Genomic DNA, 14,311 nt, shown 5'->3' with positions numbered 1-14,311 from the left:
GTGCTAAGGATTTTCCTTTTCGGTTTTCTGTACAAAATTGTTCTCAGTGATATAATAGTAGGTTTTTCCGTTTGAGATGAATTGCTGCCCAAACTGGACCCCTCTTCTGATCTCTTCCGTAGAGCTGATCAGAAATTTCAGGTACGCCTCAAAATCTGCCTGCGGCATCCGCCCTGATCTTTTAAGATCTACCACTGTATATTTGGTCAGCAACTCATTTTCAACCGGCAAACCGGTTACCATCTTCAGGTAGCTGCCAAGGGTCATCGACCTCACATCCCCTTTTGAAATATCTTTGCCCAGCAATACCCTTGGGATAGCGATGTAGTTGCCCACCAGTTTTTTCCTGAAGGATGACTGGTCCATCTGCAGGTTTTGACCGGTCATCATCGAGAACACATCGTTCAGCTGTTTAAACTCCATCGAGTTCAGCACCAGCGCATATTGCATGGTGCTTCTGTGTTTGGAAACAATATCAGAGGGAACCGTGGAGGTCATATAATATTTGAACCCATTGTGCGGCATATGATCAGCTACCTCATCTGATACAGGTGCAGCAAGCTGCCCTTCTACAGTTGCCGACAAGTTTCTGCGGTCAATTCCTGTAAGCCTGAAAGCGCTGTCCAGTGAACTGATCTGATTGCTGATGTCCATATCGGTTTCTTTGATAAAACGGCGCATCGCGATGTTCATTGATTCGTTAGAATTTACAGAGCCCTTTGTAGGGAACACTACCCCGCCCTGGATCAGGCTGTTCTTTGGATAATCCAGGTAATACGAAATAGAATCAAGCTGGCTGGTATTGTAAGCCTGCGTATCGTTAAGCCCTTCTCCTTTTACCAGGAACCTCCTTTTCCTTTTCGCCGCATATACTGCCGATTCTGAAACCAGTTTCTTGGATTGCAGAACAAAGTTGTTAAAAGACTGATCGTAGTCACTGTACATCTGTATGGCAAGTAACCTGGCATCGGCCGCAACAAACTCATCTACCAGCTGGTTCAGCTGATAAGAAGAATTGGCATTGCCGGTGGTGCCTACCAGTACAATCAGGTTAGTCTCATTGGTATGTTTTTTAAGGAGGTTTAATCCCGCTCTCACGCCATCGTACACAGGCTGGTTGGCCACTTTGCTTTCGCACCTTTCGGTGATTTTCGCTTCGTCAGTAAGGTAAGCCATCAGCTTTCTGTAATCGGTAGACAATGCCGGAGTAGCGGTTACGCCAGTGGCACTGCAGCAAGATTCGCCACGGTAAACCACTGCACCATAGCTTAACTTGTTACCTCTGCCATATTCATTAAAAATGTTTTCAAAAGACTGGATCGTATTCGTCAGGCCTGCAAAGTATTTCGTCATGGGCGTACCGCCGTCAACCACAAAGATCACATTGATCTTATGGATATTCTTCCTCAGCGCCAGATAGTTCGGGTAGGTGAGCGCAGCCCCGCTGATGGTAATAATTTTGTTATCTTTTTTCTTGTATACATCACTGGCAACACCAATCGTATAATTTCCGCCTTCATCATCCATTACCGGAGCTGATCTCAGGATCAGGTCATTCACATCCAGCAATGGGTCGGTATGCGCGCCGCTGAGCATTACAGACAGAGAATCGCTCAGGTCAAAAGAATCTGTAGCTGCAGGAGCAATGTAGAGACGGTCGCCCCAGCTGTGCACTGCATCTGCGGCAATCCATCCGTAAATGCTTTTCCTTGCACTGTCTGCCACCAGCTGATCTTCATTTCCGATCAGGTATTTTTTGCCGTCTTCAGATTTTTTAAAGATGTAGTTGATTTCGTGCAGCCTCACCTTTGTCGCCTTTTTCTTCAGCTCCGGGGTAGTATACACATAGGCAGAGTCTGTATTGTCGTAGTAGAATTTTGATTGCACCAGTGGCAGGTTACCGTTGATGATGGCAATTGATTTTTCCGGATAACCGGATTTCTGGTTGGAATATGAGCGCTGCCACAGCAGTAACTTGGAAACGGGGATCCAGCCATAGCTGATTGCACTTTTTTTATCATTAATTTTTCTGCCCCTGATCATTCCAGCCTTGTATTTGATCAGCTTCACATAGCCGTTTTCCTCTTTAGAAACATAAAAGGGTTCCATAAAATTGAGCTTTTTCATAATCAGGCTTCCACCGGGCGCTGTGGTAGTGTAATTTTCATCACGGTCTGAAAATACAACCCATGGCAGCTTTGTTTTACCACCCTCGTCAGTCACATTCGTTGCTGCAGATGGTTTTTCAAAAGCTTTGGGCATATAATTTACCTTCTTTCCAAATGCCGAAGGCGATTGTGCCATCACAAAAACTGCCTGGACCAAAAGGATAGCAAGAGATATAATTCGTTTCATAGGTTCTTATTTTTTTACGGTATTAGCAGAATGTTGTTTGATATTTACCAGGGTGGCACAGGTAGAATTTGGGCTGATCGTTAGCTGCGCTTCGTCAACCACGATCTCGCCGCCAAAGGTTAGCCCCATACAGTAAGAATAGAAGTCGGTCGATTTTTTTGCGCCATCCTGATCAACGGCTACAGTAACCTTTTCATTGTTGCACATATACCTTCTGGTGAGGTAGTAATAATTGGAATTAAAGTCAGCACCATCGGCAATTGCCTGTAACCTTGCCCTGATGTCGTCAATTACTTTACGTTCTCCTTCCCCAGGTTCCACGATATCCGTATCCAAGTCAGAATTAGGGTCAGTGATAAAAATAGTATGATACACTGGCCTCATACTGTTGTCCGTATTCAGTTTGACGAGAAACTTGCCCGGCGTATGAAAAGTATACAAGGCCGTCCTGCCTTTTACGTCAACCCGGTTTGTTTCTCCGAACGACCACTGAAAGGTATTGGCTTTGCCTTCGGCTTCCAGCCTCACCTCTTCGTTGATTACGCCGGAAGTGGGACCACTGATACTCACTACCGTATCCGGCGCGGAAGTTACCGTATCTCTCACTGTTACCGGGAACTGCTCACGTAACTGCCCGTCAACGGTTAGCCTCACAATGTAAGAACCGGCTTTCGAATAACGGTAATTACCGTTCTGGGTTGCTAGTTTGGCTCCATTACCAAATTCCCAAAGCCATTTTTTGGCATTCCTTGTATTGTCTGTAAAGACCAGGTCTTCATTTAAATACAATTCATCTTTCAGGATTCTTGCATCCACTGTACGTTTATCAAAAAGCGAACTTTTGAAAAGAAAGATGATCCCCGCAAGGATTAGGATGACAATAAAGATGTACAGGAAAATATATCCCTGCGAATTATTGCTCACTGATTTTCCATTAGTAGTCGTATCGGACATAGATGCTGGTATTTATTTATATGATTATCTTGGTTGATTACCTATTGTTTGTCTGAGTTGGCGTGTTGAAAGTTTACAGTCTTCGAGCGACTTGCTCAGCTTTTCGATATCACTGTTATTTCCTTTCAGTTCCCGCCTGTTATAAAAGAGATCATTGTATAACTGCGAGACTTCAAGGAAGGACTTATAACGCTGGTCATACGCCTTTCTTTCATAAATCGATTTAATAGATGCCAAAGAATTTTTGATATCATTTTCCAGAAAAACAGCCTGCACACCGGGATCGAAACTGATAATTTGTTTGTAAGTAGAATCAACTGTAGCCCGCTGCTCCTTTACTGTAGCTTCAAATTCTGCATCCTGAGAGAGTTTGTCTGCCAGGTCCTGTTTGGAAACCATTCTCTCATCCCCGAAGTCGTGGAAAAGTCCAAAGCTCAGCAGCGCTGTGGTAAAGAGAAATATTGCAATGAAAAAAAGGAACTGTTCCCTCCGTTCTTTTATACTTAGTTTGATCATAATTATCTTCTGAATCTGCCGGCCCTTAATCTGTCGGCCGCTGCCTGGTTCGTATGTAAACAGGATTCCATCTGGGTCCTTACATTTTCAATCTGAAATCTGGTTGTGAACAGGGAATCTTCAATACCCGCCATCTGGGTGACATCATCAGACATCTTTTTGTAGAGCAGAAAACTGCTCGCTCCCGACTGCTGCTTTTTGATCATCTCCTTTATCTTGAAATTATTATTCTGGATATCCTCAAGCAAGATTGCCTGGTTATTCAATTCTTCAGAATTGATAGAAGTATATTTTGACAGCTCTTTGAACCGCAGCGAGATCATATCAAACCGTGTATTGATTTCTTTACGCTTTGAAAGCAACTGATCAGTTTTCTTTACCTTATCTTCCAGAATCTCGTACTCATATTTAGAAGAGGCAAAGAACAGATAAACGCATATAAGGGCGAATGAAGTCAGCAGTATAAAGTTCAGAATAAAAATTCTGTACGATCGTGAAAGTTCCTGCGCATTGATAGGCTTCATGATGAGAGGTTATAAGGTGCATGTAAATAATATCCTGGTATCAGGTCACAATTTTCTTCAGATGTTTACTCTGCTGAATTCTGGACGTAATATTGATTAACCATTTACCAATTATTGTTCCATTGGATAGCATCATATGTCAGATTACTTATACAATAAGCCATTTCGATTAATTAATATTTTTGAAAACAAAGATCTCCGGGAGGCAGACGCCGGGAAGTCCATTTCACAGCACATTGAGCTGATTATCTTTACACGTTTTGACGAGCACAGACACAACAGTAATTTTGGTTGCGAAATATGGGACCTCGATTTTGAGCTGATCGTAAGCGAGACTACCTGGGAAGAAAAATTCAGGCAATCTCTGTTAAAATCAATCACTGACTATGAAAAGAGGCTGTACCAGGTAGAAGTTGAAATAAAAATGACTGAAGTAGAGAAGTCATTTACCATCAGGAATGTTACAGAAATAAAGAAGAAAGTAGACATATCTATCAGGGCTAAAATAAATATTACGGGCGAAAAATACTTTTTTAATACTGCGTTGTTCTTAAGCCCGCTATCAAGTTAGAAGAAACTGTTCTATTTTGATGATACCCTGAACTAAATTATATACAGTATTATAATCTTATAAAACATATTATTTCAATTGATAATGAAAAACATATTTTATTCTTCAAAAGATGAAATCAGGAACAGGATTTTAAAAAATGCGCGCGACTTCTGGGGAATAAAGAATACCAGTGATTTTGATCCGCTGGTAAAACTTCTTATTGAAGCATTGAGTACTGAGTTATTCAATGTATCCAATGATGTGCAAAATCTGGAAAACCGGGTTCTAGACAAGATTTCACGTATTTTAGCCTCAGACACCCTTACTTCGGCATTACCGGCACATGCGATTGCACATGCCCGCCCGCATGAGCCTACAGAGATCATCGAGACTAAAACACAGTTTTTTTATAAAAAGAAATTGAAAGATAAGAATGAAAACAGTACAGAAAACGCGGCTGATATATTCTTCAGCCCCTTGAAGCCAATTAAAGTATTTAATGCAGATGTCATGTATCTTGCCAGCGGAAGAAATCTTTTTCAGATTGACAGTCAGCATAATAAATCGCTATTAACCCATACAAACCAGGGCGCGTCCATTGAACAGCACACGTTATATCTGGGAATACACCCCCATTCCACTTTTAAGATACTAAATGGCCTTAGTTTCTATTTCGACTGGAGAAATTATGCAGTAAACAGCGATATTTACGACCTGGTGTCACTTTCCAAGTGGTCGGTTAATAATTTGCCGGTTAATACCACTCTCGGTAAGTTTTACCTTAATCCTAAGCTGAACGCCAGTTCCCCCTTTGATGATCACGATATCCTAAATGTACTCACGGAAGACGTACATGCTTTTTATGCAAATAGGTTCTTAACTATAGACGACGAAAACATTATTCCGCAACATCTTAATTTGCAGTTATATCCTAAAGAGTTTGAACAGGTATTTTCGCCCGCCAGCCTGGTCAACCTGCGAAAGGAAATATTGTGGATAAAGGTGGTTTTCCCCGCTGCGATTACTGAAGTGATGCTGGATGAATTGCATATATCCATAAATGCTTTCCCGGTGGTCAATAAACGAATCCATGATCTGAAACACCGTTTAAAAATGATGACCAATATTATCCCAGTGAAGGTGCAGGACCACGATCAGTTTCTCAGCATACACTCACTGGGCGATAAAATGGGCAACTCCTATACAGAAATCCCTCACAATCATGATGACGATAGCAATGCAGGCTCGTTCTCTATACGTTACGGTGGCTCAGAACGCTTTGACAACAGAAACGCGAAAGAGGTGGTTGATTATCTTTTCGAACTGCTGAGGGACGAAAAGGCATCTTTTTCTGCCTATGGTTCGGACTTCCTCAATAGTGCTCTGAAAGAACTGGAGCAAAACATTTCCATCATCGAACAGAAAACAAAGGCACAGCTGAGCACGATCAAGGAGCTGCTCAACTATATTATCGTAAAGCCATTGAACAACGCAGATATCATGTTCCTCGAATTCTGGACCACTAATGCAGAACTCGGCAACCAGATCAGATCGGGAAGCCGTTTGCAATCGTTTGAGAATAGCAAAATGATACCGGAGAGTATCTTCCTCCTGAGCAACAGCCAGGGTGGCAGATCGCGTCTGAATGCGGCTAACCGGGTTCAGGCCTTTAAATATGGATTAACGACAGGAAACAGGATCGTCACGCAGGCAGACGTGATCAATTTTTGCACATATGAACTTGGAAGCAAAATTAAAGGGATTAAACTTGCCAAAGGGCTAATGGTGGCCCCTGATCCAAAGGCAGGATTTATCAAGACAACGGACATCCTGATTACACCGGCAAATCAACAGGAACTGAGCAAAGAGGAATGGAAGTCTATTTTGGAACTTACACAGTCTAAACTTGTAAACCGCAGCATTATGAATATTCATTACAGAATGCTGCTGACTTAAGCAGCACGCTTGCTAAAGATAAACTGTAAATCCAAGGAAAGAGTTATTGCTCTCTGCACCGAGTGAGCCTAACTGGTTGGCTGTGTCTGCTACAAGTCTGATGCTCACCTCATTTCCTACAGGTATAAGATACGACACTGCCAGGTCGATGATGCAGGCAGCAGGGGTGCCAGGCATAAAGCGGACAAGCTTATCCGTATCAGCAGGCCCTATGCTGATGATTACTTCTTCTTCATCAGTCAGAAAGCTATTGCCGATGACAGCATCTATGCCGAGGCTGCCAGCCCCCAATACAAACTGCATGCTCTCCGCGATAGGAACACGTTTCAGGTTGGCATCATTCAACGCCGCCTTAACATTCAGCTTAAACAGAGAGGACAGCAGCTGACCCAGAAATTCCAGATTGTTCCGCTTCTCACTGATCAACGGCAACAAGTGCATCCAGATAATACTCTGCTCATTGTCAAGCAGTTCAAACTCCTTCCATTCGGCACCAAAGATCCTTGTAAGATCGTTGTAGGTAGTTCTCTTATCCAGTTTGTTTTCATAGAGTTCCAGGATCGTTCTGAGATGATTCAGTTCCGCTTCAAAAGGCATAAAAAATTTCCTTGCATCCTTTTCCTCTGCCCTGCGTATTTGCACATCCTCAATCATTTCCTGCTCAGAAAAACCTGAACTGCCGGTCGGAGGCTGATGAAAAAGCCCTTCAGGAAGCATATCATACAGCCCCTCTCTGTTTAGTTCAATCACCAGGCAGTCTTTACGTTTACTATCCGAATAGTAAAAGGAATGGTTTTCCAGGTCCTTTGCAAAAGCGCTTTTCCGCCCACCCACAGGCAATACTACAATCTGATCATCTTCAAAATCTCCGCTTTCGATCAGCTCTGCAGCTTTTGTGATCACCTTGTAGTCTGTGTCCAGATTGTTCCTGAGATTTAAACTTGGCTTCATGTATAATTTGGGTTATGATTACCTCTTATACCCCTAATAATTATACCATCTTTATTACAATAATTTTAAGGTATCATATTTGTAAAGACATTAAAATAAACATCAAGTATAATTTAATGGACGTTCAATCATTTTTTCTCCGATACTTATTATTTCCACTGATTTTTCTCGTTTCCGCAGCTTTAATCTCTATTGTCAATAAAAAGAATCAGTTTCTTAATAACAAAAGACTGATCATCAGTATCCTGATATTAAGTATTGTGCTGGCGCTACCCGGCTTAATGGGTTTTCTCAGTTTTGATTTCATGCCCTGGGGATATATTATCTGCCAGATCTATTACCTTATTGCAGGATGCCTTTTTGTTTATCTGGCCACGCGATATTACCCCGCTGAATTGCTGGAAAGAAAGCTCTTTTTTATCTTTGCCGTGCTGGTGAGCGCCCTGCTCGGATTTTTCCTTTTCCAGCTTACCTTTAACTGGCTCAGTGACATTTATTTTGGCCTCTGGGCAGCAACCAGTATTACTACCTTTATCATTCCTCTGCTTTTCTGGTGGGCATATGTTGCACTGATCAGCATCCCTACAGAAATTTATAAGATCTGGCAGTATCCTGCTACACCGTTACAGATTGAGATGGATCACCTTGACTTTGACCGCCTCCTGGTGCTCGAACTGGAACTGTATAAAAATACAAATGACCCAGAGCCGATCAAGGTGAAAGCAAAAGCACCGGAGAACATGATCTTTGGCGAATGGTTTTATAAATTCATTGAAGATTATAACCTCAAGTTCCCCAAAAGCCCCGTTAAGTATTACAGCGAGGAACATGAATCTTATAAATGGATATTCTTTATCAAAACATCATTCTTTAAGAAAAATGTGTTTATCGACCCGGACCTGGATATCCTCAACAACACCATTACCGAGAAGGTTACAATCTATGCCAAGAGGGTATCTGAGAATGCCAATAAGCCACAAATAACAGGAGACGAATCAATCTTTATATAAACCGAAAAACATGATTTCACCATTAAAATATAAACCCGTGAACTGGGTGGATGGAATGAAGCTTTCCAGCGACCACTTTGTTGCTACAGATCAGTTCAACCAGGATTTTGTTAGAGATGCCAGTTCTGTATTCCTTAATAATTTCAATTACGGCCTGCTCCCGCCCTTCGCCGGGCAGCGCAGCTCTCACGACATTGAGATCCTGGAAAAAGCGACAAACCATATCGAAGTGAGGGTAAGGCACTGCAATGCAATTACTGCAGACGGATGCAGGATCGATATTGTTGAATCATCAAACTTCGATAACCAGCTAACTTACAGCCATTATTTTAATAGTGACAATGCCGACTATTCAAAGGTTACAGTTTATAATATCCTTCTAAATGTAAATCCATTCGAACGTATCCCCTCGGGCAGCCCCGATCCTCAGGACCATCCTCCTAGGTATCCTGATATCGCCAAAAGTTATAGCATTTCCATATTACCGGCATCTGAAATAGCGCCAAAGGCAACAGATAGCTACCACCTTACCATAGGGCAGCTTACTCTTGAAAACGGCAGGATCAACATCAACGCAAATTATATCCCTCCAAGCAGCAATATGATCAGCCACCCTTCACTGGTGAGATACTATGAGCTGTTCAGTACCCAGATCAATCAGCTTCAGCTTGCAGCATTTAAGATCATCGATAAAACAAGCAGCCGGGATTCGATCACTCCGCTGGGAAGAAATATAAGATTGCTTTCAGAAAAACTGCTGGACTATATTTCCCAGGTTTTCTTCAGCTACCGTAATTTTGGCTATCAGCAGTCACCGGTACATATTGCCGGATATGGTTCCAATATCGCACATGTTTTCTTCACGGGAATCAAACTGATCGAATCCAAGGAAAGAGAAGAAATGCTCAAATATTTTTACGAATGGCGGGACGTGACTCCCGGCAATTTCGAAGAATTGCTGGCGCGCAATATCGAGCTGGTGTATGATCACCAGAATATTTATGCCTCGATGTCAATGACAGAAGAATTCCTTAAAATTATGATTGCCTTATGGAATAAACTGGGCACGCTGGAGTATATCGGACAGCGGAAAGAAAACATCGTGGTTGCCGAACAGCAGATCGTTCAGCAGGTGCAGGCAAAAAGAACCTGGACACTGCTGGATTAAAGCCCGCAATATTTACCGGATTTGCCTGTAAAAGGAACCGCAAGTCCGGTAAATATTCCTGTTTAATCAGCCTCCGGCATACAGGTCTGCTCCCGGTTTAATAAGCAGAAATTTTACACTCACCTGCACACCATTCTCCGAGCGGATAGAAATCTCCCCGTCAATCTGCTGGCTTAACCCTTGCATCAGCACCATCCCTAGTGTATTGCTCTGCTCAAAATCAAATTCATCAGGCAAGCCGATCCCATTATCTGAAATTATAAAATTATAATAGTCGCTCCCCAGTGGCCTAAGCTCCACCGTCACCTTGCCATTCTCATTATTTGGAAAGGCATACTTGATGATATTGGTCATCGCCTCATTAATAATCAATCCCAATGGCATCGCCTGAACGATATCAAATTGTACCAACGGGATGATAAACTCAAAATTGATCCGCTGGTTAAAATGGAAAGAATCACAGAGGAACTTCATTAAATCAATAATGTACGACCGGATATCAATGGAAGCCACAGTTTCAGACTGAAAAATCTTTTCATGGATCAGGGAAATAGAGTGCATCCTGTTCTGGCTGTCGCGGATCGCCGATACGGCCACAGCATTATCAGTATAATTCACCTGGGCATTCAGCAGGCTCATGACCACCTGCAGATTGTTTTTAACACGGTGATGGATCTCCTTTAGCAGCCATTCCTTTTCTGAAAGCAGTTTTACCTGCCGGTCAATCAGCTCCTGCATGGAAATATTTTTAGATGTAATTTCCTGCTGATGCCTTACCAGCATCAGATTGGCTTGCTTCCTGTTTTTAAACTGGATATACAGGAGCACCATGATCAGCAGCAGCGCCAGTGTACCACTGATTGTAATCTTTGCAATCAGGTCAGCTTTCCGCAATTCATCCCGCTGTATCAGCGATTCTTTACGGAGCAGTTGATTATCCGCCTCCTTTTTATCCGCACCGTATTTGATTAGCAACTCCTGTATCTGGTTTTCCTTGTCCTTATTAAATATGGTGTCATTTATGCTTTTATACATTTTATAATGCAGCAGTGCGGATGAGAGATCATTTCTCGCAGAATCTGCACGGTACAACTGAAGGTATACATCTTTAACGCGCGACAGCGGATAAGTGCCCGCAGGCATGCTCAGGATCCGCTGCAGGTAGTATTCAGCCCTGGAATAATTGCCCACTGTAATGTAAAAGCTGGCCAGGATATGATAAGAGTCTGAAGAACTAAAAGTATGCAGGCGCGCCTGCTGCTCCCATTTTAACATCTCCAGATAGTATTTTTCTGCGAGTGGGTAATTCTTCTGATAATTGTAGCAGTTCCCTTTGATTGCAGCAACAATTTCGTTTTCCAGCGGCGTTGAGTTTTTTGGGTTGTGGATACTATCCAGAAGTTTAATTACATCGGCCGATTTCCCTTCCTTTATCAGGTAATCCGAGAGATCTTTCAGGTTTACATACAAGAATTCAGACTTCTTATGTTTCAGCGATTCCAGCGTTTTTTTGTACCACAACACACTGTTGCGGTCGTCTCCCATTTCATTGTAGATCTGGGCCAGCCCGCTAAAGTAAACTCCCTCAGCCTCGTCGCCCTCTGTCAGCTGCGCACTTTTAACCGCTTCCAGTGCATAGAAGAGCGCATTGACCAAATCCCCTTTAAAGCGGTAAGAATTGGAAAGCTGTGAGTGGATATCCTGTGCGTTTTTATAATGGTTGTTCCTGTACCAGCGCAGTACAGTAAGCAACTGTTTTTCTGCAACAGCAAGCTTGCCCTCATGGAATGTTATTTCTGCGATTGCCCGCAGCATATTCATCTGCTCAACCCCCTGCCCATTCATCCTGAAAAGTTCCATCGCTTTGTAGTAAGCCGACAGCTTTTCCTTTGTTTCAGAGAACATAAAATGGTCGCCCATTGTCGAATATGCTTCTGCTGCACCATCAAGATTGTTTTTCGTCAAACATTCTTTTGCAAGTGCAGTATACATTTGCCGCGTTCCGATGCGGTCTCCCCTTTCCAGTTTTACCGTAATCAGGTACAGTTCATTCAATTGTTCTGTAAAAATATCATGAACCAGCCGGCTTAACTTTATGGAACCCTTAAGCAGGAATTCTGCGCTATCCAGATCTTTTTTTTCTTCGCCCGCTTTAAAGAGGTAGTACCGGCCAATACTCATCAGAAGGTTTTTCCTGAAATTGACATCTCCGTCAGCCAGCATCGCTTTGGCAGCTCCCATCTGTTTTTTTCTGATGAGAAATTTCGCGATATTCACTTTAGACCAGCCCTGGGGATCAAGGCCAGGATTGGCCCGTTTGATCGCATAGGCTTCTCTGGCATAGTACAATGCACTATCCAGGTTTTTTTCATTATTCACTTTGCTGTAAAAATAGAAGTCGCTGATCCTCAGGTTAAGGATCAGACGGTACCGGAGGGTATGCTTCTGATGAAGCATCGCTTTCAAATCAGATAAAGAATACTGCTGTTCTTTCGAAGCCAGAACATGATGGCTAATCAGAAAAATGAATGTAAAAGAGAACAGGAACACAAATCTTCGCATCACCGCGAAAATAACCAATTTATTTATCAACCGCACAAAGTATGTGTTACAACGCAATATTGTATTTACTTATGCTTTTTAGATAAACCGAGCTTCTTGATCTTGGAGTTAAGTGTGGTAGCTGGGATCCCCAGTAATCTGGCAGCACCGTGTGGACCTGATACTTTACCGTTGCAGCGTTCAAGAACAGCTAAAATATGGTCGCGCTCATTTTCCATAACGGTTTTTATAATCTCTCCGGTAACATGCTGTGCCAGTAGTCCTTTCCCGCCCTCAGGGATGGCGAGCTCAGTGATGACAGGTTGTTCTGTAAGTATCACCTGCCTTTCAATTAAATGCTCCAGCTCTCTCACATTTCCGGGCCAGTTATAGGCCATCATGCAGGCCATTACTTTTTTTGAAAACCCATTGATCTTTCTGCCGGATTTACTGCTAAACCGCTCCAGAAAATAAGCTGCGAGTGCCGGTATGTCTAATCTTCTGTTCCGCAAAGGTGGGAGTTCGATGGGAAACACATTCAGCCTGTAAAAGAGGTCTGTTCTGAAGCGGCCGGCTTCAACTTCATTAAAAAGATTCCGGTTTGTGGCGGAGATGATTCTCACATCGGTAGCAATGGTGCTCTTCCCGCCGATACGTTCAATTTCCTTCTCCTGTAAAACCCTCAAAAGTTTCACCTGCAGATCAGGAGAAAGTTCAGCAACTTCATCCAGAAAAATCGTACCCCGGTCAGCCAGCTCAAATTTACCGATCCTTCTTTCCATTGCGCCGGTAAAGCTGCCTTTTTCATGCCCGAATAATTCTGATTCAATGAGGTTGCGAGGAACTGCCGCGCAGTTGATCTTAATCATCGGTTGATCCTTTCTGGGAGACTGTTGATGAATAGCCCTTGCAATCAGCTCCTTTCCGGTACCTGTTTCACCGAGAATGAGGACCGTAGTATCCGAAGATGACATCCTGTCCAGCAGTTTAAAGACCTGCTGCATTTCCCTGCTGTTTCCTGCCATATCCGGATAATGGTAGGGCTCCGCTGATTCCTCAGCAAAATATTGCAGGTGCTTATCCAGTTCTTTCTTATATTTCTCAAGTTCGGCCTGCTGTTTCCTGATTGTTGATAATAATTCCTCTCCTGTTGGCAAGGCCGGTAAGGGCTGCAAAGCAGTCAGCAGTCCCGATACCAGGTCAGAAATACTGCAGCAGTAATTCAGTGCCTCAGAACTAAATTGCTGATCAAGATTGTGGATTTCGAATGTACCCATAATACGGTTGTTCGCCTCCAAAGGAATATAACAATGGTAAAGATATTCTTCCGGGTGATTAATAATATGATGATTGTTTCCAAATTCAGCCATCCAGTCTTCTGCTGATCTGAGCACCGGAAATTGGAAGCCAGAGATTTCTCTGGTTATGCTGGAGAAGGCAACAGGATCTCTGATGAGCTGTTCAGCGATAAACTCACCTTTACAGTTTCGCAGCGCGATATAGGACCGGGCAATATGCTCATCGTCGTTTTGATATAGGGTGATTGCGGCACAGTCGGTAGAGAACAGCGGCTGCAACTTTGAAAATATCCCCTGAAGAAGCTGTTTCAAGCTAAAGTATTCTCCCTCCAAATCATTTTTCCGCTCAGGCATAGTATTGACGATATTTCGTGAAATTAACACATTCATCCAGGAAATACAAAATCTATTTTCCTGGATGATATCGCCCAGAATATCCACAACAACATACAAATAATTATAGCTGCATCCGGCTGGCAAAGTGA

At 42.9% G+C, this 14,311-nt stretch carries 11 protein-coding genes; 4 read left to right on the top strand and 7 right to left on the bottom strand.

All coding sequences use genetic code 11. The features are described from left to right. Positions 1–3 precede the first annotated feature (3 nt). Genes tssR through FN831_RS04140 form a run of 4 tightly spaced genes read right to left on the bottom strand, consistent with a single transcriptional unit; the run spans position 4 to position 4,349 of the window. Entirely contained in the window at positions 4–2,355 is a 2,352-nt protein-coding gene (tssR, locus tag FN831_RS04155) for a type VI secretion system protein TssR domain-containing protein (RefSeq protein ID WP_142526954.1), read from the bottom strand. 6 nt (positions 2,356–2,361) lie between these two features. Then, positions 2,362–3,309 (bottom strand): PKD domain-containing protein, encoded by a 948-nt coding sequence (locus FN831_RS04150; protein WP_142526953.1) that lies wholly within the window; start codon positions 3,307–3,309, stop codon positions 2,362–2,364. 24 nt (positions 3,310–3,333) lie between these two features. Beyond that, positions 3,334–3,825, bottom strand: coding sequence for a type VI secretion system transmembrane protein TssO (locus tag FN831_RS04145; RefSeq protein WP_185960378.1), 492 nt, complete (start codon positions 3,823–3,825; stop codon positions 3,334–3,336). 2 nt (positions 3,826–3,827) lie between these two features. Further along, a complete protein-coding gene (locus FN831_RS04140) occupies positions 3,828–4,349 on the bottom strand; it encodes a hypothetical protein (RefSeq protein ID WP_142526952.1) in 522 nt (173 codons plus the stop codon). Between the two features lie 136 nt (positions 4,350–4,485). Between FN831_RS04140 and FN831_RS04135 the strand changes: the two genes are divergently transcribed. Beyond that, a complete protein-coding gene (locus tag FN831_RS04135; protein WP_142526951.1) occupies positions 4,486–4,920 on the top strand; it encodes a GPW/gp25 family protein in 435 nt (144 codons plus the stop codon). A gap of 84 nt (positions 4,921–5,004) precedes the next feature. Then, positions 5,005–6,858 carry a type VI secretion system baseplate subunit TssF gene (locus tag FN831_RS04130; RefSeq protein WP_142526950.1) on the top strand — a complete coding sequence of 618 codons (1,854 nt, stop codon included), beginning with the start codon at positions 5,005–5,007 and terminating at the stop codon, positions 6,856–6,858. A 12-nt stretch (positions 6,859–6,870) separates the two neighbouring features. Here FN831_RS04130 and FN831_RS04125 read toward each other — a convergent pair whose 3' ends face one another. Beyond that, on the bottom strand, positions 6,871–7,809 hold the full coding sequence (locus FN831_RS04125; protein WP_142526949.1) for a type VI secretion system baseplate subunit TssG: 939 nt from the start codon (positions 7,807–7,809) through the stop codon (positions 6,871–6,873). A 116-nt stretch (positions 7,810–7,925) separates the two neighbouring features. On the opposite strand from FN831_RS04125, the gene FN831_RS04120 reads away from it, so the two are divergent. Together FN831_RS04120 and FN831_RS04115 are read left to right on the top strand one after the other, a co-directional pair. Continuing rightward, the gene (locus tag FN831_RS04120) at positions 7,926–8,819 is read left to right on the top strand and encodes a TssN family type VI secretion system protein (RefSeq protein WP_142526948.1); all 894 of its coding nucleotides are present in this window, start codon (positions 7,926–7,928) and stop codon (positions 8,817–8,819) included. Positions 8,820–8,829: 10 nt separating this feature from the next. Further along, a complete protein-coding gene (locus FN831_RS04115; RefSeq protein WP_142526947.1) occupies positions 8,830–9,987 on the top strand; it encodes a hypothetical protein in 1,158 nt (385 codons plus the stop codon). Positions 9,988–10,053: 66 nt separating this feature from the next. On the opposite strand, the gene FN831_RS04110 is transcribed toward FN831_RS04115, so the two are convergent. Both FN831_RS04110 and FN831_RS04105 read right to left on the bottom strand, forming a co-directional pair. Further along, positions 10,054–12,549 (bottom strand): tetratricopeptide repeat-containing sensor histidine kinase, encoded by a 2,496-nt coding sequence (locus FN831_RS04110; protein ID WP_142526946.1) that lies wholly within the window; start codon positions 12,547–12,549, stop codon positions 10,054–10,056. Between the two features lie 65 nt (positions 12,550–12,614). After that, positions 12,615–14,180 carry a sigma-54-dependent Fis family transcriptional regulator gene (locus FN831_RS04105; protein WP_246101331.1) on the bottom strand — a complete coding sequence of 522 codons (1,566 nt, stop codon included), beginning with the start codon at positions 14,178–14,180 and terminating at the stop codon, positions 12,615–12,617. Positions 14,181–14,311 lie beyond the last annotated feature (131 nt).

The sequence above is a fragment of the Pedobacter westerhofensis genome (assembly GCF_900182595.1).
Classification (GTDB): domain Bacteria; phylum Bacteroidota; class Bacteroidia; order Sphingobacteriales; family Sphingobacteriaceae; genus Pedobacter; species Pedobacter westerhofensis.
This window is presented reverse-complemented; position numbering and strand designations above follow the sequence as displayed.